The organism is Brevibacillus sp. MER 51, assembly GCF_023714195.1.
In the GTDB taxonomy this organism is placed as follows: Bacteria; Bacillota; Bacilli; order Brevibacillales; family Brevibacillaceae; genus Brevibacillus.
Map to the genome: position 1 here is coordinate 387,771 of NZ_JAMAUS010000002.1, position 21,530 is coordinate 409,300.

The 21,530-nt window shown below is 46.9% G+C and carries 20 protein-coding genes; 10 read left to right on the forward strand and 10 right to left on the reverse strand.

Going from position 1 to position 21,530, the window contains the following annotated elements:
- Nucleotides 1–242 precede the first annotated feature (242 nt).
- Nucleotides 243–1,211, reverse strand: a complete 969-nt coding sequence (gmd, locus tag M3630_RS06135) for a GDP-mannose 4,6-dehydratase (RefSeq protein WP_251251560.1) — start codon at nucleotides 1,209–1,211, stop codon at nucleotides 243–245.
- Between the two features lie 231 nt (nucleotides 1,212–1,442).
- Here gmd and M3630_RS06140 point away from each other — a divergent pair, with 231 nt between their 5' ends.
- Entirely contained in the window at nucleotides 1,443–2,237 is a 795-nt protein-coding gene (locus tag M3630_RS06140) for a glycosyltransferase family 2 protein (protein WP_251251561.1), read from the forward strand.
- On the opposite strand, the gene glf is transcribed toward M3630_RS06140, so the two are convergent.
- Complete coding sequence (glf, locus tag M3630_RS06145) at nucleotides 2,238–3,359, reverse strand: UDP-galactopyranose mutase (RefSeq protein WP_251251562.1); 1,122 nt, start codon at nucleotides 3,357–3,359, stop codon at nucleotides 2,238–2,240.
- Nucleotides 3,360–3,464: 105 nt separating this feature from the next.
- On the opposite strand from glf, the gene M3630_RS06150 reads away from it, so the two are divergent.
- Nucleotides 3,465–5,201, forward strand: a complete 1,737-nt coding sequence (locus M3630_RS06150; RefSeq protein WP_251251563.1) for a phospho-sugar mutase — start codon at nucleotides 3,465–3,467, stop codon at nucleotides 5,199–5,201.
- Between the two features lie 6 nt (nucleotides 5,202–5,207).
- Here M3630_RS06150 and M3630_RS06155 read toward each other — a convergent pair whose 3' ends face one another.
- On the reverse strand, nucleotides 5,208–5,915 hold the full coding sequence (locus M3630_RS06155) for a hypothetical protein (RefSeq protein WP_251251564.1): 708 nt from the start codon (nucleotides 5,913–5,915) through the stop codon (nucleotides 5,208–5,210).
- A gap of 237 nt (nucleotides 5,916–6,152) precedes the next feature.
- On the opposite strand from M3630_RS06155, the gene M3630_RS06160 reads away from it, so the two are divergent.
- From M3630_RS06160 to M3630_RS06185, 6 genes are all read left to right on the forward strand, one after another.
- Nucleotides 6,153–7,010: a hypothetical protein gene (locus M3630_RS06160; RefSeq protein WP_251251565.1), complete on the forward strand. Its 858-nt coding sequence runs from the start codon at nucleotides 6,153–6,155 to the stop codon at nucleotides 7,008–7,010.
- A 126-nt stretch (nucleotides 7,011–7,136) separates the two neighbouring features.
- Nucleotides 7,137–8,108 carry a GDP-mannose 4,6-dehydratase gene (locus M3630_RS06165; protein ID WP_251251566.1) on the forward strand — a complete coding sequence of 324 codons (972 nt, stop codon included), beginning with the start codon at nucleotides 7,137–7,139 and terminating at the stop codon, nucleotides 8,106–8,108.
- Nucleotides 8,109–8,152: 44 nt separating this feature from the next.
- Entirely contained in the window at nucleotides 8,153–9,388 is a 1,236-nt protein-coding gene (locus tag M3630_RS06170) for a glycosyltransferase family 2 protein (protein ID WP_251251567.1), read from the forward strand.
- 30 nt (nucleotides 9,389–9,418) lie between these two features.
- Nucleotides 9,419–10,375, forward strand: coding sequence for a GDP-L-fucose synthase family protein (locus M3630_RS06175; RefSeq protein WP_251251568.1), 957 nt, complete (start codon nucleotides 9,419–9,421; stop codon nucleotides 10,373–10,375).
- On the forward strand, nucleotides 10,372–11,478 hold the full coding sequence (locus M3630_RS06180) for a glycosyltransferase family 4 protein (RefSeq protein ID WP_251251569.1): 1,107 nt from the start codon (nucleotides 10,372–10,374) through the stop codon (nucleotides 11,476–11,478). Before M3630_RS06175 ends, M3630_RS06180 begins: the two co-directional genes overlap by 4 nt.
- Nucleotides 11,479–11,504: 26 nt before the next feature.
- Nucleotides 11,505–12,944, forward strand: coding sequence for an FkbM family methyltransferase (locus M3630_RS06185; RefSeq protein WP_251251570.1), 1,440 nt, complete (start codon nucleotides 11,505–11,507; stop codon nucleotides 12,942–12,944).
- A gap of 52 nt (nucleotides 12,945–12,996) precedes the next feature.
- On the opposite strand, the gene M3630_RS06190 is transcribed toward M3630_RS06185, so the two are convergent.
- The 6 genes from M3630_RS06190 to M3630_RS06215 form a co-directional block, all read right to left on the reverse strand.
- Entirely contained in the window at nucleotides 12,997–13,884 is an 888-nt protein-coding gene (locus tag M3630_RS06190) for an NAD-dependent epimerase/dehydratase family protein (RefSeq protein WP_251251571.1), read from the reverse strand.
- Between the two features lie 36 nt (nucleotides 13,885–13,920).
- Entirely contained in the window at nucleotides 13,921–14,514 is a 594-nt protein-coding gene (locus M3630_RS06195; protein WP_173608551.1) for an FkbM family methyltransferase, read from the reverse strand.
- 13 nt (nucleotides 14,515–14,527) lie between these two features.
- Nucleotides 14,528–15,307 carry a glucose-1-phosphate cytidylyltransferase gene (rfbF, locus tag M3630_RS06200; RefSeq protein ID WP_251251572.1) on the reverse strand — a complete coding sequence of 260 codons (780 nt, stop codon included), beginning with the start codon at nucleotides 15,305–15,307 and terminating at the stop codon, nucleotides 14,528–14,530.
- Nucleotides 15,308–15,331: 24 nt separating this feature from the next.
- On the reverse strand, nucleotides 15,332–16,423 hold the full coding sequence (gene rfbG, locus M3630_RS06205; protein ID WP_251251670.1) for a CDP-glucose 4,6-dehydratase: 1,092 nt from the start codon (nucleotides 16,421–16,423) through the stop codon (nucleotides 15,332–15,334).
- Nucleotides 16,416–17,819: a sugar phosphate nucleotidyltransferase gene (locus M3630_RS06210; RefSeq protein ID WP_251251573.1), complete on the reverse strand. Its 1,404-nt coding sequence runs from the start codon at nucleotides 17,817–17,819 to the stop codon at nucleotides 16,416–16,418. Before M3630_RS06210 ends, rfbG begins: the two co-directional genes overlap by 8 nt.
- Nucleotides 17,820–17,933: 114 nt before the next feature.
- A complete protein-coding gene (locus M3630_RS06215) occupies nucleotides 17,934–18,779 on the reverse strand; it encodes a hypothetical protein (RefSeq protein ID WP_173608554.1) in 846 nt (281 codons plus the stop codon).
- 214 nt (nucleotides 18,780–18,993) lie between these two features.
- Between M3630_RS06215 and M3630_RS06220 the strand changes: the two genes are divergently transcribed.
- Together M3630_RS06220 and M3630_RS06225 are read left to right on the forward strand one after the other, a co-directional pair.
- Nucleotides 18,994–19,842, forward strand: a complete 849-nt coding sequence (locus tag M3630_RS06220) for a DUF1698 domain-containing protein (RefSeq protein WP_251251574.1) — start codon at nucleotides 18,994–18,996, stop codon at nucleotides 19,840–19,842.
- Nucleotides 19,843–19,965: 123 nt separating this feature from the next.
- On the forward strand, nucleotides 19,966–21,153 hold the full coding sequence (locus tag M3630_RS06225) for a glycosyltransferase family 2 protein (RefSeq protein WP_173608556.1): 1,188 nt from the start codon (nucleotides 19,966–19,968) through the stop codon (nucleotides 21,151–21,153).
- Between the two features lie 4 nt (nucleotides 21,154–21,157).
- Here the strand turns inward: M3630_RS06225 and M3630_RS06230 are convergent, their stop codons facing one another.
- A complete protein-coding gene (locus tag M3630_RS06230; protein WP_137029958.1) occupies nucleotides 21,158–21,505 on the reverse strand; it encodes a DUF1360 domain-containing protein in 348 nt (115 codons plus the stop codon).
- Nucleotides 21,506–21,530 lie beyond the last annotated feature (25 nt).

Genomic DNA, 21,530 nt, shown 5'->3' on the forward strand with positions numbered 1-21,530 from the left:
GTACTTTTCTACTTCAAGCAATTAGCGTGCCAACGCATTGATGTGACAGTTAATATTGAATTTTCTGCTATTTTACGCATGAGTAGTGGGACAAAAATAACAGTCCACACGATAAATAAGTCACCCTATAAATATAAATAGGTTGTCCTTTTGTATGATCAGGCTACCTTCATGGTCAAATAAAAGAAAAACACCCCTTTCTATCCCGCAATCGGAAATAGGGTGTCCTGAATAGGCTTCACTTATTGTTTGGAAACCCGCTGCATATCCGCTTCGACCATCATGTGAATGAGCTCTTCCAACTTCGTTTTCGGTGTCCAGTCGAGCTCTCTTTTCGCTTTTTCCGGATTGCCCAACAAAATGTCCACTTCTGCCGGCCGATACAATTCCGGGTCGATCACGACGTAATCCAGGTAGTTCAACCCAACATAATCGAAAGCGATTTTGCACATCTCTTCCACTGTCGATGTTTTTCCTGTCGCTATGACATAATCATCCGGCTTATCCTGCTGAAGCATCAGCCACATCGCTTCTACGAAATCTCCAGCAAAGCCCCAATCCCGCTTCGCCTGAATATTCCCCAGCCGCAGTTCTTTTTGCTGGTTCGCGGCAATTCTTGCGACAGCATGTGTCACTTTCCTCGTAACGAATTCCAGCCCACGCAAAGGTGATTCATGATTGAATAAAATGCCGTTGGTGCTAAACATTTGAAAGCTTTCCCGATAGTTTTTGGTCATCCAGTAGCCAAACAGCTTGGAGACTGCATATGGGCTTCTTGGGTAAAAAGGCGTTTGCTCCGATTGCTGTGGCTCCTGGATTAGCCCGTACAGCTCACTTGACGAAGCCTGATACATTTTGATGGAGGGGTCCGTTTCCCGAATCGCCTCCAGAACATGCAGAACACCCATTCCTGTTACTTGCGCGGTCAAAATAGGCTGTTCCCACGACGAACCGACAAAGCTCTGAGCACCTAAATGATACACTTCTGCTGGTTTACATGCCTTTAGTGCACGCGTCAACGACGACACATCCAATAGATCGCCGTCCTTGTACTCCACCTGATCTGCGATGTTCAAATACTCCAGCCGCCACCTGTCCACTGAGCTCCGGCGTGGAACCAGTCCCACCACATGGTACCCCTTCTCCAGCAGAAATTTTGCCAGATAGGCGCCGTCCTGACCTGTAATTCCTGTGAGGAAAGCTGTTTTCATCCGCTTCTACTCCCCTTCTTCAGGCTGTGCCGTAATGTTCATTCCGGTAAGTTCCCTTTAAGCATCTCTTAAGCTTATGCCGGATCATGTTCATACGTTCAGTTGTCAGAGTAAGAGTCAAGAATAGAAGTCCGTAATACACTAATGAAAGCAAGCCGTTGTCAGAAATCAATAAGGAGGTAAGCAGCCGGCAGATATTTCAAAATGACCAAAAGAGGTGTTTCGACCCCCATGTCGCTCATTACTGTCGTAATTCCAACCTATAATCGGGCGAAGTATCTCCCCGCAGCCATCGAAAGTGTGTTGAACCAAACGCACAAGGATTGGAAGCTCCTCATTGTAGATGACGCTTCTACTGATCACACACAGGCCATCGTCGAAAAGTACCTCGGTGATCCCCGCATTCACTACGTACTTCTCCCTGAAAATTCAGGGATCGGCAAAACAATGGCTGCTGCTCTGGAACGAATTGATACGCCCTATTTTGTCTCACTTGACTCGGACGACTGGTTCGACGGAAAAACCTTAGAAATTTTGTTGGATGAGATGGAGCGCCAACCCGAAACCACGAACGTCGTGTTCTCCAACACCGTTTTTTGGAGGGAAGTGGGTGACACGCGAGAACTATCTGAAATCATGCGGCCTCCGATCTATGAAGATAAGTATGATTACCTGGAAGCTCCGATGGTTTGGCCTCGTTTTTATCGGACACAAGCGGTTCGTGATGTCGGCGGATTTGAATGTGACGATCCAATGCAGGGAAGGTTTTCTCATGACAAGTACATGTTATTAAAATTGATCGGAACAGGTAATATTCACTGGGTCGATGCGAACCTCTATCATTATTTGATTCACGAGAGCAACAATTCCCACACAAAAAACTGGCCGCAATGGACAAAAGCAAGAAAGTACATTCTAACGAAAATCTTGCAACTGTGGGGAGACGAATACGAGCCTGTTTTTGTGTACACACCGGAGGGCTGGATCTATGTGAGCAAGCTCATTCCAAAAAGGAAGCCTTCTTAACTATTCTGCGACAATCTGCTTAAACAAGGTCAATGCCCGCGCAACTGCTTGATCCATGTTGTAGTATTGATAGTCCGCAAGTCTGCCCGCAAAAAGCACCCGATCGCGTATTTGCTCCGCGTCTTGTTTATAGAGGCTGAACCGTTGGCTGTTTTCCTTGCGAGGAATCGGATAATATGGCTCGTTTTTGCCAGGTGAATACGGCTGTGGATATACGAAGGATATGGTTGTATGAGGAACGACTTGACCTGTGAGGTGCTTTTGTTCGAGGATTCTGGTGAAATCATACTCATTGGGATAATTGACCGTCCCCACTTCTTGGTACCATGCCTTTTGATGCGTTTCAAAATGAAAGCGCAGGCTTCGATAAGGCAATTGTCCATGCTTATTGCCAAAAAATGAATCGATCGGGCCTGTGTAAATCATACGTTTATACCTAATTTCATCCGCGATTTCTTGATAGTCCGTATTGAGGAGCACCTTAATATTCGGATGGTCGAGCATACGATGAAACATTGCTGTAAAGCCATGCAACGGAATTCCCTGATACGTGTCCTGAAAAAACCGATTGTCCCTGCTGACATACACAGGAACCCTTGCGGAAACAGACGGATCCAGCTCCTCCGGCTTCAAATCCCATTGCTTGATGGTATACCGATGAAATACTTTTTGATAAATGAACTCAGCCAAAAAGCCAAGCTCTTCATGCTTACTTTCCCGAAGCTTCAGAATCGGAATCTTCGCCCCGAATCCATATTGCCGGATCAGCAAGCCCTCCAGTTTCTGCGCATATTGCGGGGAAAACAATGCGGACAATGCATTTAGATTGAAAGGCAGCGGTATTTTTATGCCATCGACATAGGCACGCACCTCATGGAAGTACGGCCGCCACTGGGTAAAACGCGACAAATAGTCCCAGACCAGCTTGGAATTCGTATGAAAGGTGTGCGAACCGTATTTGTGAATCAGTACCCCCTGCTCATCATAGCAATCATAGGCATTTCCTCCGATATGATTGCGCCCCTCTACCACCAACACTTTCTGATCAAGCTGATTGGCAATCCGCTCTGCGAGTGTAGCACCTGTAAACCCAGCTCCGACGATCAGCCAATCCACCTTCATGTTAGACTCACATCCTCCCGTCTTCATCACATCCACTCACCACTTACCATTCTGTTAATACCCTAGTAAATGATGTCGTACTCTACACGCGGGAGTGAATTCTATATGAATGCAAACTGGTACACACACTACACACGCTGGAACGAGTGTGAATCCCTCGATTCAGAGCTTCGTCAGCAGTTGACCGCCATGCACGCTGATGAAAAGCAGCTTGCGGATTGCTTCTCTGCCCCGATTGCATTTGGAACCGGAGGCATGCGTGGGGTCATGGAGCCGGGAATAAACCGCATCAACTTATACACGATTCGCAAAGCAAGCGCGGGGCTGGCTCTTTATTTGCGCGAAACATATCCGGATCTGGCCGTCAAAAAAGTCGTCATTGCCTATGATTCACGGAAACACTCACCGTTGTTTGCCAAGGAAACCGCCAAAGTTCTCGGTCAGTACGGGATTACTACATGTATATTCAATCAGCTGACTCCTACCCCTCTGCTTTCCTTTGCTGTCCGTCACTTTTGCGCGTGTGCTGGCATTGTCATTACAGCCAGCCATAACCCGCCCGAATATAATGGCTACAAAATTTATGGCGCAGACGGGGGACAAATTACGCTCGCCACAGCCGAGCGACTGATGGACCATATCGTTGCAGCCGGAAATGAACTCGAAATCACTCCAGCAGATGAGCAAGAGCTGTGCAAAAATGGACTGCTCCACTATATTGACGATTCTCTCTTAGATACGTATTTGGAAAAAGTAAAGCAATTGCGCGTCCATCCAGACTTATCTCCTGCCATCCGGGAGCAAATGAAGATTGTCTTTACTCCCCTGCACGGCACGACGCATGACTCCATCACGCGTGGATTGAAATTGTTCGGGTATACACAAGTAAGTGTCGTTCCAGAGCAAGCTGTCCCCGATCCTAACTTTTCGACGGTAGACTCGCCTAATCCCGAAGAGCCTGAGGCCTTTCGATTAGCGATTTCGTACGCCGAACAAGTCGATGCCGACATGATCATGGGGACGGACCCTGATGGAGATCGTCTCGGCGTGCTCGTCAAAAATCAGGCAGGAGACTACAGCGTCCTGACCGGGAATCAGTTGGGAGCCTTGCTTCTTCATTACCTGCTGGAAACCAAACAAAAAAAGGGGGAGCTCCCCAAAAACGGCATCGTATTGAAAACGATCGTCACATCTGAAATGGGCAGGGCCATCGCGACAGACTTCGGCATATCAACAGAAGACACTTTGACAGGCTTCAAATATATTGGCGAAAAAATCGATGCCTACGAAAAGAGTGGAGCGTACGTCTTCCAATTTGGTTACGAAGAAAGCTACGGATACTTAATCGGCGATTTCGTCCGGGATAAGGATGCCGTACAAACAGCTTTGTTGCTTGCTGACATGTGCGCGTACTACAAATCTCAGGACAAAAGCCTCGCTGCCACACTGAGTGACTTATTCAACCGTTACGGTCATTATGCGGAAGAACTGATTTCTTTCACGTGCAAAGGAGGAGATGGCATGCAAAAAATATCGGCAACGATGTCTTCCCTGCGCAATCAGCCCCTTTCCCAAATCGCCTCCCACCCCGTCATAGCCATCGAAGATTATGCCAGCGGAATCCGCACAGATTGTCAAACAGGTACAACCACGCCGCTCACCTTGCCTGTATCAGATACCATCAAATACTTTTTCCACGATCATTCGTGGTTTTGTGTCAGACCCTCAGGTACGGAGCCCAAAATCAAAATCTATTTAGGCGTGAAAGGAACGAGTAGTCAGGATAGCCAAGAAAGGCTCTTCACCTTGAAGCAAGCTGTCTTGCAAATGCTCGGTTTCTAGTAAGGACTAGATTTCCAAATAAGGACCGGACTGATGAGGATGTCCCCCCTCGTTTGCTCCGTACCGAGGAGCATGATAAGCCTGCTCTGGTGTTAATTCAGGGAAACCCGATTGGTGAAGCAGGTCTCGTCTCAGGAAAAAAGCGTTGACGCCCTTTGAATCTGTTCCCACCAATGCGTACCCCAATCTTCTTCCCAATATAGCCAAGGAACTCAAGCTCGCACCAAAGTAGCTAGTGCCACCCCATTTAAAATCAGCCTGATAAGCAATCACCATTTTTTGTGGAGGAGGGTAAGCCGCATTGTATTCAATGACAATGAGTCGCGGGCTGTACGCAAAAAGAGCTTGCCATACCCAGTAATCATTGCCGTCAATGTCGATGGAGAGCAGATCAAATTCCTTGGGAACATCATTGTCTGCGAATAACTGGGCAATATTTTCTCTCGTGATCAACTCATTCTTGATGATGAGCTGGGGATAGGCAACATAATCGGCAGACATTTTATTGCAACTGTTCAGGTCGCCTTCCATTGCCAATCCGCTCCATCCATGCTGCGTGACGAGATTTTTTATCAAGCATTCCGAGCCATCTCCCACTCCAAACTCTACACAATAGCGATTCGCAGTCCCGATTCGCGAAAATATTTCTTCAATGATGCCGTCCTCTCCATTTTGGGAATACACTCGATTTTCATATCGGTTTAACACATTCATTCTCCCCATGCCTCCATTTACAACGTCCGTCTTTACGTATCTTATTTATCTTTTTGCGGATACGATTGGTCATTCAAGGAACAGGCTGCAAAACAGGCTATTTGATGCATCTCATACAAAATGTTCCACGTAAGAGGCGCCAGCCGTTTCAAGGCCCTCCTCGGGACAATATATTAGGATAAAGTTTATCAATAGGAGCCTATCAGGCATTTTGTCAGACAGAGGAGATGTATAATTGTGAGCTTGCCCATCGTGTTTATTCACAGAACGGCTGAAGATCATGTAGGATTATGCATGCAACAGGCGAAATACAGCAACCCTTCTTCTCGTGTCATTCTTATCGGAAGCCCAGAAAACAAGTATCTTTCTGCGGAAAATACAGAGCACTTCCTGTTGAGTCGTTTCTACCAAAGCGCCCAAGCTTTCTCTAATGTTTACAAGCACTCCACTTCCAACACCTACGAATACAATCTGTTTTGCTTCCAACGCTGGTTTATTTTGCGCGATTTTATGAGGAGTCAAGGGATAGAACGTTGTTGTTACCTGGACTCGGACGTAATGCTATACACCGATATCAACATCCGAGACAATGAGGATTTCGATGACTTTACATTTGAGTACACCTGGACGACCGTATGCGACCTGGAAACACTCAATCAATTTTGCGATTACGCGACCAAATTCTTTCGCGACCCTCTTCACTACCAGACTCTGCTTCAATTCGCAAAAGAAATCGGAGATGCTCCCATTTCTGACATGGTGTTGTTTATTCTGTTTCACAATTACGCGCTTCGCCGTAAAGCTACGTATGGGATCGTTGCCAACGGCTTTTTTGATCATAATCTCAACTGTCCTTTTGCCCCATCCTGCCCGCAGGCTGACAGCCAAGATGGGAAGAAGCAGATTTATCAAAAGAATGGCGCACTCTATTGCAAAATAACCGGGACGACTGACTACCTTAGCGCTCATTCCTTACATTTTCAAGGACATGCAAAAGCATATATCCCCTACTTTCGCTCACAGGACATCCCGAACACAGATGATTTCATGTATTTCGATTATCCGACCTGCAAATGGGTGCCAGCCGAACCCTGAACCCAATAAAATTCCCTCTGGAAACGAGCTGTGCGCCGTGCCATTTTTTCACGTTTTTCCATATTCATAATATGTTAAGCTGTTCATCCTTCGCTATGAGCATCATAGACAGGGGGGATTCGACTCATGAAGGCATTGATTACCGGAGTAACGGGATTTGCCGGCAGTCACTTGGCTGAGTATCTACTGTCGCGGGGAGATGTAGATGTTTACGGCACATTCCGGTCCCTTACCAAAAAAGAGCAGCTGGGGCACCTGATGGACCGCGTGCATATGGAAAACTGTGAATTAAAAGATCCCCAATCTGTAAATGAACTCATCCAGAGAATAAAGCCCGATCTCATTTTTCACCTGGCTGCTCAAAGCTTTGTCCCCACCTCGGTGTCGTCTCCTGCAGATACGATGGTAAACAATATTGTCCCCCAGTTAAATTTGTTCGAGGCGGTACGCAACCATGCTGTTGCTTGCAAAATTCAAATCGCTTGCTCCAGTGAGGAATACGGTTTGGTTTATCCGGAGGAAATCCCTATTAAGGAGACCAATCCCCTCCGTCCCCTCAATCCGTACGCGGTCAGTAAAATTGCCCAGGATTACCTCGGGTATCAATATCATCACAGTTACGGTCTGGCGATCATCCGTACACGTACCTTTCACCATACAGGTCCGAGAAGAGGCGAAAGCTATGTAACCTCTAATTTTGCCAAACAAATTGCCCAGATTGAGCTTGGCCTGCAAGAGCCAAAAGTACATGTCGGCAATCTTGGGGCCATTCGCGACTTCACGGATGTACGGGATATTGTCAAGGCGTATTGGTTGGCAATTACGCGAGGTGAGCCAGGTGATGTCTACAATATATCCGCAGGTACTCGCTATACCATCGAGGACATGTTGAAGACGCTGCTCGCTCTGACTGATGTGCAGGTAGAAATACATGTAGACACCAAACGGTTGCGCCCCTCTGATGTAGACATTGTATTGGGAGACTCTTCTTTGTTTCGAGAAAAGACGGGATGGGAGCCCGAAATCTCTTTCCAGCAAACGATGGAAGATGTATTGAATTACTGGCGCTCTGTACTACGCCAACAGAACAGCTCTTGAAAACGTCGAGTGGATGAGTAGAAAAAATCAGGAGGGAACTTCTTATGTCCATGCAATCCCTTCCTCTCGTAAGTGTCATCACCCCTTCGTACAATCAGGCAAAATTTATCAAACGAACGATCGATAGTGTACTAACACAGGACTATCCCCATATTGAGCATATTGTGGTCGATGGCGCTTCAACTGACGGTACGCAGAATATTTTGCAGCAATACAGCCATCTTGGGGACCGCTTCCGCTTCGTTTCCGAGCCAGATCGCGGCCAATCCCATGCCGTCAATAAAGGATTACAAATGGCACGAGGCGAGATTATCGGTTGGCTCAATTCGGATGATACGTATTTTCCCGGTGCCATTCGAAAAGCAGTGACTGCCTTGCAGCAAAATCCCGATTGGGGCGTTGTTTACGGAAAAGGGCTCCACATTGATGAGAACGACAAAGTTAAGTATCCGTACATTTGGGTAGAGTTTGACAGAAAAAAATTGTTTAATTTCAACCTCATCTGCCAACCCGCTGCTTTCCTGCGCAAGCATGCCTTTGAAGCAGTTGGTGGTGTAAATGAAGAACACGACTGGTGCATGGATTACGATTTGTGGAACCGGATTTCCCTGCATTATCCGATTGGAACGATACCGGAATTCTTGGCTAACTCACGCTTATATGACGCATGCAAAACGTTTGTCTATGAATTGGAGCCAGGATTTTCCGAAATTTTGAAAACAAGCGTGAAGCATCATGGCACCATCTCGAATGAATGGCTCTATCACTACACGCAGAAGCATTACAAGCAAGGAGCATTTTGGTTTCTGAACAAGCTGAAAGCGTATCATGCATTCGGACCCTCTCCCCAAATCATTGCATCCAACCGCTACCCGGACGCATGGGCTCCCCAAAACCTGAGAATGACCATCGAAGCCAGCCATGGACCGATGCACGCTTTGCTTTTCAAAGGAAGCAACCAAAATACCGCCCCTCTCCTGCATTTTCATGTCATGAGGAATGGGAAACTCGTACACAAATTCCAAGTTACCCAGGCGCGTTTTCAAGTCGCGATTCCCATTGCCTCCGAGGGACAGCGATGTGAAGTGAGTATTTTTTGCAGCCAACAGATCCTTCAGAGCCACCCCAACAATCCTGAAGTCAAACGATCTGTCAGCTACCATCTGGAAGAAGTCCTCCCGCTTTCCTATGAGGAGTACCAATTTTATCAGGAATTTACCAAAGGCAAGGCCCATATCGAAAATTGGGTAAATCGCAGAGTCCCTTCGCCTCGAATTTGAATGCGGACGAGAAAGGCAGGTTGACACGAATTGAATCTGGCGAAAAAACGGATTGTGGTGACTGGTGGATCAGGATTTCTAGGAAGCCACGTCGTTCATCAATTGCGCAAGCTGGACTGTACGGACATCTTCATCCCTAGAAGCCATGAATACGATCTTCGCAAAGAACATGATGTGAATAGGATGTTGCAAGATTTCCGTCCCGATATCATTCTTCACTTGGCTGCCGTGGTCGGCGGAATTGGCGCGAATCAAAAAAATCCCGGTAAATACTTTTACGATAATTTGATCATGGGGACTCAGCTCATGGAGCAATCCCGCTTATTCGGTATTGAAAAATTCGTAGCCATCGGCACCATTTGCTCCTATCCGAAACATGCGCCCGTACCGTTTAAGGAAGAAGATATATGGAATGGCTATCCTGAAGAAACCAATGCTCCGTATGGCTTAGCCAAGAAAATGATGCTGGTGCAATCGCAAGCCTATCGCGAGCAATACGGGTTCAATTCCATTTATTTGCTTCCTGTCAATTTGTACGGCCCAGGCGACAACTTCGATTTGGAAACCTCACACGTCATCCCTGCCATCATTCGAAAATGTGTGGATGCAATTCGCAATGACGAGAAGAAGATCCTTCTCTGGGGAACAGGCAGCGTCACACGAGAGTTCATTTATGTCGAAGATGCTGCACAAGCGATTATCGCTGCAACTGTGAGCTATGATCAATCTGAACCGGTCAATATCGGTTCTGGTCATGAAATCTCCATCAAAAGCTTAGCAGAAACAATTAAACAGCTAAGCGGCTTCCAAGGAGAGATCGAATGGGATAATACCAAGCCAGACGGACAACCGCGCCGCCTTTTAGATATAACCAAAGCAAAAGAACGGTTCGGCTTCGTGGCTCAAACGTCTTTACTCGCTGGATTGGAGAAAACGATCGCATGGTACATGGCACATCCTCACGTGCAAGGGAGGATCCCAACATGAGAGTCGGAATAAACCTGATGTCAGTGATTCCTGGCAAAATCGGCGGGATGGAACAGTATGTCAGGAACTTGCTGGCCTACTCGATGAATGTTGGGGACGGTCATCAGTGGTTTCTTTTTTTATCCTCACACAACTTCCATACCTTCGAGGCGCAAAAAAATGTGCGCAAATTCATGGTCCCCGACCATGGTAATGCACACGCGATGCTTCATTACTGGATTAACTCCCTACAGTTGAATTTGTGGTTTTGTCCGCTGCTCGTCTTAAATCCAACCGATGTCACAATCCCTTCTGTGATCAACATTCCAGATATCCAGCACGAGTATTACCCGGAGTTTTTCGATGCTCATTCCTTGCGCTGGCGACTGGACAACTACAAATCGTCTGCAGAGCGTTGCAGTGCCGTGCTGACGCTGTCGGAGTTTTCCAAGCAAACGATCCTCCAAAAATTCGGGCTTCCTCCGCATAAAGTACACGCAATCCACCTGGATGCCTCGCGGGAATTTTCCTTGCCGCATAATGAGGCACTCAACCAACAGGTCATACAAAAATATAAGCTGCCCAGCGAATACGGCTTTTTCCCTGCGAATACATGGCACCACAAAAATCACCTGAATGTATTCAAAGCACTTGTCACTTTGCGGGATAAACACCAAATACGAATTCCCATGGTTTTCACCGGTTTTGCTCAAGAGGCTCATCAAAACGTCATGAATTACATCACAAATAACCAGCTGTGGGACCAAGTCAAATGGCTCCATTACGTACCGCAGGAAGAGATGCCTTACTTGTATCGGAATGCTCAGTTCCTTTGCTTCCCTTCCCTCTTCGAAGGCTTTGGCATTCCGCTGGTAGAGGCCATGAAGTCCAACATTCCCATCGTATGCTCCAATGCAGGGAGCATTCCTGAGGTGGTGGGTGACGCTGCTCTCACCTTCGATCCGAATATTTCCGATGATATCGCGGTGAAGCTCGCCCATCTTTATTTGACACCTGAGGCAAGAGCAGACCTGGTTGCCAAAGGCATCCATCAAGCCAAGCATTTTTCGTGGGAGAAATGCGCACGCGAAACATTGGCTGTTTTTTCTTCCATCGCACGCTAATGTCATTGAAAGGAGGTCATCTTTGTATGTCTCGGATGCAGCAAATTCGGGAGACGTGGAGGAAGGAGCGCCGAATCCCGTTTCCGTTAACAGAACAAGAAACTTGGGATTTTTGGCTGTTGGAAGCACCGACAAACGATTTGAAAAAGTCGAAGATCAAGCATATAGCGAAAACGATGGGCATCCGCACCTTGATCGAGACAGGCACGTTTAAGGGCGACATGTTGGAAGCGATGAAAAACCATTTCGACCTGCTCGTTTCCATTGAGCTGGATGAAGCATTGTTTATAGCGGCAAAAGAGAGATTCTCAGGCGACAGCCACATCCATATCCTCCACGGTGACAGTGGAGCAGTATTGACCAACCTGATGCACTCTGTTACAACACCTTGCCTGTTTTGGCTGGACGGTCATTACATCCCGCGCTCAACGGAGGCAGCCAAGGGAGACCTGGACACCCCTATCTTGCATGAGTTAGCTGCCATTCTGCAGCATTCTGTTCAAAATCACGTCATTTTGATTGATGATGCTCGCTGCTTTATTGGTCCCAATCCATTGTTGAAAGATTATCCCACTATCCAGGAACTACGAGAATTCGTTCATTCTCTTCGTCCTGACCTCCTATTTGTCGTAGGAAATGACATCATCATGATCTACAATCCACTTGAAGGAGCAACAAATTCGATGAAGAAAGTTGACTTTCACCTGCCGTTTGACAATCGAACCTTTTCCGTCTATGGGGACGACTCCGATCAAAGCGTCCTGTACTTTATGGAGTATTACAAAGGATATTATGAAGACTATGTTATCCTTCCTCTGAAAAAAATCGTACAACCTGACCATGTTTGCCTAGACATCGGAGCAAACATCGGTGCGATCTCGCTCGCCCTGAGCTATCTCGCACCTCTAGGCAGAGTGTACGCATTCGAACCCTCCGATGCCAATTATCCTTATCTTCTGCGGAACCTGGCCGAGAATCACATCACCAATGTCGAGCCACTGCAGCTCGGAATAGCGGACCGCAACGGGAACATTCATTTTAATGACGATCCACGTGGAGGCGGATGGTCTTATATCCCGTATGAGCCAGAAGACGTGGGGAAATCCACCCAATTCATATCATGTGTCAGGCTGGATGACTGGGTAGAGCAAAATATGATCTCGCGCATCGACCTCATTAAAATTGACGTGGAAGGCTCGGAGGTCGTCGTCCTGGAAAGTGCCATGCGAACGCTTAAGCAGTGGGACCCGGATGTAATCATTGAATTCAACCCAGAAAGCATCAGGGAAAACTTCGGCAGACATCCACTCGTGCTATACACACTGCTGGAGAAATTGTTTACCCATATTTATATTTTCAAGCGGGACAATACGGTGGTAAAAGTGAAGAACTACAACCATTTATTAGACGAAATGAAACCTTTCCACGCTGATCTTTTCTGCACAAACAAGACTTTCCTCGATTAAGCGCACATAATAAAAACATGGCTGTTGGCTCGCCATGTTTTTTGTTGCGTTGCTATTTGAAAGTGGCCATTACCTTTCTTAATCCATCCTCCAGCTTCACTCGATGTTTCCACCCTAGTGCTTGCAGCGATCGGGTATCTGCTTGTGAATGCATGATTTCCCTATCTGAATACGTAATCGATCCGAACTTCAGGACTGTCCTAGAATGCGTCATCTGATGAACCAGTTCTACAAACTCCCGGATCGAGGTAGCCGTACCTGTCCCTACCTGGTATTCCGTAAAGCCTGCGGGTAGACGGGCAGCATGGGCCAAAAGCACGCGGTAGGCAGAAACGACATCCTCCACATAAATAAAGTCCCTGGCTTGCTTTCCTTCTGTCAGCCTTAGTTCGGGCTGATTTTCGAGACAGCTTTTGATGACAGAAGTGACAAACTTATTCGTATTGTCATAAGGACCATACACATGCTCCAGCCGAACGTTGATGAATTGCAAGGAAGATGTATCTGCTAGGCATTTTCCCCATTCTCGAAATTGACGCTTCGTCAAATTGTATGGTTGTAGATGATTGGATAATCGAGTGGGCGCACTGGAAAACGTATCTGTATTTAGAAAAACAGGGGTACCAATGCGCATAGCCATATCCAGCAGTTTAAGCGGAAAAGTCACATTGGCATCTACCATCGTGGCATTGCTCTCGTTGTTGCGTCCATAACAGGTTGCCGTATGGATGATCGCATCGATTTTCCCCTGCTTGAAAAAAGGAGTTTCCCATTGACCGCGATCTGTATCATACGTAATCAAATCAGGCAGTATGTCCTGGATACGCGAGCAATCAGAAGTGCTCCTTTTTAAAAGGATGATGGTATGTCCGTCCAATAGCAGCGCTTTTACGAGCTGGCTTCCGAGAAAGCCTGTCGCGCCGGTCACAAGTATCTTCATTTGGGATCGCTCCCCTTCACCTGCTATGCACTCTTCTTATATCCAGTTCAAGTCGATGTTGTGAATTTGTTTTTCTTGCATGACCCTCCGAAAGTGATCGGCTTTCGCTTTCAAGCCTTCGATCAGCCATTCATGATTTTCTACAACGATTTTTTCTACTTGCAGGTGTAAATTTTGTTCTACGATTTTTTCCAATAGTTCAAATTCTGCTCCCTCGATATCTATTTTGATTAATTTGATCGGCCGATTGAGCATCTGGATGAACTGTGTCAAATCGATTACCTCAACCTCTACATACTTATCGGGATTCGTAACAGGATGATTCGTCAAAAGAGAAGAGGCATACGCAGACCCTGCCGGATCGGTATGGTAAAGATCATGCAAATGCAAGCGCAGCTTGTCGTTTTTATGCCATACCGCTTTGTTTATACATACGACATTGGGATAGGAACCAACCCTTTTTTTCAATTCCTCAAATACGTATGGATTCGGTTCAAAAGCAAAGACGAGGGCGCCTTTATCCGCCATTTTTTGTGAAATGACCCCATAATTCGCTCCACAATCGATCGTTATGTCCCCGTATCCGATCGGAGAAAAAACTTCTTCACTGTTCTCGTTTAATCCGCCCACTCCTGCTTCCTCCTTATATTCGGCTGGTTGCCCATGCTGCCTTTCCGGATTTCCACAGTTTTTCCAAGTAGTTTTTATCTCGAAGCGTATCCATTGGCTGCCAAAAACCGGTATGCTTGAAGGCCATCAATTGATTCGCCTTGGCCAAGCCCTCCAACGGCTCTTTTTCCAAGACCGTCTCATCACCCGCAATATAATCAAATACACCCGGCTCCATGACAAAAAAACCAGCATTGATCCATCCGCCATCCCCCTTTGGCTTCTCCTGGAATCCTGTTACGGTGTTCCCATCCGCAATATCCAATGCTCCGAATCTGCCTGGCGGTTGAGTCGTGGTGATCGTTGCGAGTTTTTTATGCGTACGATGAAATTTTACCAACTGTTCAATATCGATGTCGGATAAGCCATCTCCATACGTCAGCATGAATGTTTCTTCTCCCACATACTTCTGAATGCGCTTCACCCTTCCACCTGTCCCTGTGTCTTTCCCCGTATCAATCAATGTGACTCGCCACGGAGCAGCATTGTGGTTGTGAAAAGTGACCTGATTGTCATTACGAAAATCAAACGTCACATCAGAATGATGGAGGAAGTAGTGCGCAAAGTACTCCTTGATCATATAGCCTTTGTACCCGAGACAGATGATGAAATCATGGAAACCGTACTTGGAATAAATGGACATGATATGACAAATGATGGGCCAATCACCGATCTCAATGAGCGGCTTCGGACGAAGATGGGTTTCTTCTCCAATGCGCGTACCATACCCTCCTGCCAGGATGACGACTTTCATTGGCTGCCCTCCTTCCTCTGTTGTTCATTGGGCCTTATTTGTATACGCTGCGATTTGGGCCAAACAAATTTCTCTTACGTCTTGCTTTTGCTGATAAGCCTTCTGCCAAGAAATGATACTGTCCAAGGTCTGTTCGAGCGACCAGTTGGGCTTCCAACCGATTACGCTTTTGGCTTTGGAACAGTCCAGCTTTAAATATTGGGCTTCGTGCCATTGTGGATCGGTTCGCTCTGCTTCAAAGCAGGCTCCAGCCCCCCATCGCTCACACAATTGATGGACGATCCACTCTACCGATCTGGCATCTTCCTCATTCGGACCAAAATTCCAGCTCTGAGAGCAATCCTTGCCATTCGCCCACATTTTTTCAGCGAGCATCAAGTACCCCTTCAAGGGCTCCAGGACATGCTGCCACGGCCGGATTGCTTTTGGATTTCGGATAGTGATTGTCTCTCCCTTTATCAAGGCACGAAGGCAATCCGGTATCAAGCGATCAAGAGCCCAATCACCGCCGCCGATTACATTGCCTGCTCGCGCTGAAGCAACGGCTACGCCATGCTGGTCATACTGGTCGGGGTGAAAGAAAGCATTGCGATAGGAGGCAGTCACTTGCTCCGAGCATGCCTTGCTGTTGGAATACGGGTCATAGCCACCCAACACATCCTGCTCACGGTATCCCCACACCCACTCCCGATTTTCGTAAACCTTATCCGTCGTAACATTAATGATCGCTTTGATTTTCATTCCATTCTGAACAGCCACTCTCGCCGCTTCGAGTACATTCACCGTACCCATGACGTTGATTTCGTAGGTTTCCGCCGGATATTGATACGACAGGCGCACCAACGGCTGAGCAGCCATGTGGAAGATGATATCTGGTTCTGCTTGGTTGATCGCTTTTTGAACACTTTCCTTTGATCTGACATCATCAATGATGGAATCAACCAATGAGCTGATTTGGGCACACTCAAAAATACTCGGGTTTGTTGGAGGCGAAAGCGCATACCCTGTTACCTTCGCCCCCAAGTCATGCAGCCATAAGCACAGCCATGCGCCTTTGAAGCCTGTATGACCTGTGATCAACACTTTTTTGTCTCTCCAGAACGCAGGATCAATCATTGCGATCACCGTGCTTCCTTATCTGCTCCAGAATCGCTGACCACGTCATCCCAAGTCGAACGATATCTTCTTCTACCAGCTGACTGCCCATCTGTACCTCGATGAATTCCAGCTCGGCCGTAGCTTTGATTGCATGTTTGGCTCCGACCGGGATTTGCAAAACGTCACCTGGTCCAACCTCTCTCAGCAGATCATCCAAAATGAACTCGCCGCAGCCCTCTACGATGATCCATACTTCACTACGGTGGTGGTGGTACTGATAGCTCAAATTTTTCCCGGCGTATACATGGATTCTTTTCGTTAATACCTCCAAATCGTCTTCATTCTTCTGAAAATGCATAACCTGATACCATCCCCAGCGCCGCTCTTCATACATTGGGCGCTTTGTCCAATCCAAAGCCAAATTTTTGACCATATGGCTTTGTTCCTTGGAAGAAACGAGGATGCCATCCGGGCTCGCCGCCACGATCATATCCGATAGACCGATGGACACGATAGGTATGTCCAATTCGTTGATAACGTGCGTATTGGTGCAATTCTCATCTAGCAAAACCTTACCGATAGCATTCGCGCTCATTTCTTCCGTGAGCGTATTCCACGTCCCTAAGTCCTTCCAGGCTCCGTCATACGGGAGAACGACTACTTTCTCTGCCTTTTCTACGATCTCATAATCAAAGCTGATAGCAGGCATTTGGCTATATTGCTCAAGCATGCGGTTGTATTCAGTAGGCAATCCTTTTTGCTCCAATTCGCGAATCAGATAACCCAATCGAAAAGCAAAAATTCCACAATTCCACAGGGCTTTCTTTTCTACTAAATCCTGCGCTTGCTCAAGGGACGGCTTTTCTTTGAAGCTTTTTACTTTTTGATAGGCATGTGGCCTTTTACCCTCATTCGATTCTGCCTCTAACTGTGGGACAATGTAGCCGTATTTGGTAGATGGATACGTTGGTTTCACTCCGATTAATGCGAGATTCGCGCCTGATTTGAGGATGACCTTCTCCAACTCCTTGATCCTGTCCATGAAGCGGTCCTCAACGAATGGATCTACAGGCATGATGGTGATGACTTCATCCGGGTCCATTGTCATAGCAGAGTACAAATAGGTCACCGCTAAAGCAATGGCAGGGAAGGTATCCCTTTTTTCCGGCTCCACGATCAAAGGAACGCCTTCACCTAGTTGGCTTTGAAGCAAATCAACATGCGAGCGGCCTGTTGAAATATAAACAGGCTCCGACCAATTGCGGGAGGCCAGTTGTCTCCACACTCGTTGAACCATCGCCTCTGGTTGGGCATGTGCATTGCCTATCAACTTCAAGAACTGTTTGGACCTGACATCATTGGAGAGCGGCCACAGCCTTTTCCCTGAACCACCCGATAGCAATATCAGTTTCACCCAGGCCACCTCTATCCGTTTATCGTGGTTGTATGCACCATCTTATGCGTTTGTCGCAGTCGATGCTCTATGATCCAATGAAAATGGTCAAATAACACGAGGGATGATAGAAGCCTATAAAAACTGAATCCATCGATTGGAGATATAATCGAAAATGTAAGAACCTGCTTGTGGAAGATAGGGAGCCATGAAAAACCTCATAAAGTGCTTCGTGTATCCTTGAAAATGAAGAGAAAACAACGGCAGATATCGCCCCGTTGCCTTATCCTTGCAGCACAAGACACCATTTATCGAGTACACTTTCTTATAGCCGTACAAATTTTCCATTGATGTAGCCTGCTGAATATTCCCATCAATTATGCCATCATGAAACAAACCATTCGTGATTTGGTAATCCTTGAACCGCTCAAGAAATAGCAAGGCCAGCACCATATCCGTAATGAGAGGCTGATTGAATCGTACATGTTCCTTTCTTTGCATGGTGTATTGAACGACTTGCGCGAATGCAATCGGATTGGCAAAATGAGATTTCATGAACTCGCAATATAGTTCCAACTTCTGCCTATCTACGAAATTTGTCCATACGAATTCCATCGTAAAGTTGCCAAAGCGCGGATGGTTCACATCGGTAAACAGCAAGACATCCGTATCGATATAACAGCATTTCGGAATCTGATGCCTTTCCATAAACGCCAACAAAATAAACCATCTCTGAAAACAAAACAAATTGTACTCATAGGGCATGAAATGAATATGTTTATAGACTCTCGTCATGTCGGCTGCAGCATGCATGTAATCGTCTATCATCTCGTAAAGGATGCCGTTCGTAGCATGCCTCCTATTCCCTCCATTCCCTATCAGATAGACGGGCGAATGGGGGTTGCTTCTTTTCGCTTGCTGCAAGCTGTATGTGAGATAATCATCGTCCCCGCGATGGATGATCACGATGGGCAAGGGCATACTCTTTCCACCTCCTTTTTCTCCCCATACTTTATGTAGGTGACGGACAACGAGAAACGGGCATATGCCTTTTTTCCGAAAACCTGCTTGTAACCAAGCAACTTTAGACGTGAATAGGACGAAATTAATGCATTTATATCATTTCCCCCAGCATGTTCCGAACATATCGTATAGGGCAAGCACCAAGCACTCTGCAATGAAGGGGGACATGTCGATGGGAAGATTTTGGACAGATCAGGAAATCCTCGATGAGATCAACAAACGACGATGGTACCATAAAATCGCACTGCGACCCGGTATTGTCACTCCCGGGATTACGCTTCTGGAAAATGTATGGAATATGACGAGACAATCCAGAGAATACATCCAATATTCGGGGAAACGCGTTCTTGATCTCGCTAGCTTTGACGGGATGTGGGCTTTTGAAGCGGAGCAGAGAGGGGCAAGTCTTGTCGTGGCTACGGACTGTATGCAGCCACTCTATTTGAATTTTGAGTTTTGCAAGAACATCCTGCAAAGCAAAGTTTTGCCGTTGTACAATACCAGCCCTTATAAACTTTGGGAGGGGCTACAGGTATTGCTGATGGACGATTTTACAGAACCACTGCCATTCCCCCATCAAATTCGGCACAATCAATTTGATATCGTCCAGCATCTTGGTCTGCTCTATCATCTGCGCGATCCAATGTGGACATTGTCGCAATGCCGAAGCGTGATTAAACCCGGTGGGCACCTCTTGTTGGAAACTGCCTGTATTTTGGATACGAATCAATCCATCATGGTCTACAACGGAGCTCCTGGACAAATGAACCGGATTTATAAGGACGATACGACTTGGTGGTTGCCATCCGTGCTTTGCATTGAGGAGATGCTGAAAGGAACGTTGTTTGAAGTTCTTCCTGAATCCATTCGGACCATCCCCTCCGGCAAAATCAACAATTACGATGCAGGTCGCATCAGCCTCGTGGCAAGAGCCATTCCTGGTAGCGCAATCGACCATAACTGTCACGCGGAGTTGCTCCGTATATTCCGCAATCCAGGGATCATTCCGGACTACCTGTAATATCCGGAGAATTTGAAATCGGGTGCACAAGATCGACGATGCTTGTGTACCCGATTTTCCATTTTTTCATAGTCTGAAGGTAGTGCATGCATTTTTTATGATGGAAAGATGGGAGTGAATCTCGTGTCCCACTCACAGCAACCATTAGTGAGTATCATTACCCCCTCTTACAACCAAGGCCGGTTTATTCGTGAGACGATAAATAGCATATTGACCCAGGATTATGCAAACCTTGAGCATATCGTGGTAGATGGAGGCTCGACTGACGATACGCTCTCCATCCTGCAAGAATATGCACAAAAAGATCCGCGCTTCCGTTATATTTCCGAACCGGATCGCGGACAGTCTCACGCGCTTAACAAAGGTCTGGCAATGGCAAGAGGGGAAATTATTGGCTGGCTGAATTCAGACGACACCTATGTACCCGGCGCCATCATGCTGGCTGTTCACGCTTTTGCGAACAACCCGAGCTGGGGAATGCTTCACGGCAATTGCCAAGTGATGAACGAGTACGGTCAAGTATCTTCCACCTATCCGTCAGAACAGGCTGATTCCAAGAAGTTGTATCAGAGCTGCGTGATTTGCCAGCCATCCGCTTTCATCAGGACCCACGTTTTCAGGCATATGGGGGGCGTGGATGAAAAGCTGCAATTTTGCATGGATTACGATCTGTGGATGCGCATCGCCAAATTTTATCCCATCGGTTATGTGCCTCACTACTTAGGAAACGCCCGAATCCACACGACCTGCAAATCAGCTACACAATGGCATTCTGTCGGCGTACCTGAAGTATTACGATCACTTGCGAAAAATTATTCGTCTATCCCCAGCCATTGGATATCGTACGTTCCACACTACAAAGGTATGGGTGTACTCGACCTCTTGAGGATCTATAAGTCCTTTCCATCCAATACAACCAGAATTACAAGCATGAATCGGGGGATGGACTTGTGGGCGCCTCCAGTCCTGCGTGCGATTGTAGAATCAGATCCATCAGCGCCGGCTCAAATGTTGTTACTGAAGGGCAAAGTCCCAGGATCCCCTGCAAAATTGCCAAAGCCCATAGTCTTGACTGCGCTCGTGAATGGCGTCAACGTAAAAAGTTACACCGTTGATAAACCCACCTTTGCCCTCGAAATTCCACTCGATCCGAATGCCACAACACTCCGTGTGGACATCGCTTCTTCCAGTGTCGGTGTACCGAGCACTCCGCAAGTCCAGCAAAGAATCGTGGGGGGATACATGGCCGAAGAAATTATTCCTCTTTCGTATGACGAAGTGATCGTGTACAGAACATTTTCAAGGAGTTAATCATTCAACTCGTATATAGCTTCGTTTCAATGACAGCCGCCGCTCCGGCTATGGCAAGCAGGAGCAGCAACGGATAGGCGGCTGGCACATACATATACAACCCAACGATCAAAGCGCCTACCCATATTCCCACACACCAATGGCAGCTCAACAGTCTACCTATCCATTGGCGCACCCTACCACCTTTAAATTGAAAGTCCCGAACCATTTGCCCCGACTCATCAGGTACATATAACACCTGGTAAAATGGGTTTCGCAGAAAAGACGTAATCTCATCAAAAACAATCAAATGCGTGAGACGAAAGCTTGCCAGCACGAGAATGATTAGGTCAATCCATGAGAGGTCAAACATACCACCTCCACCTCTTTCCAATATT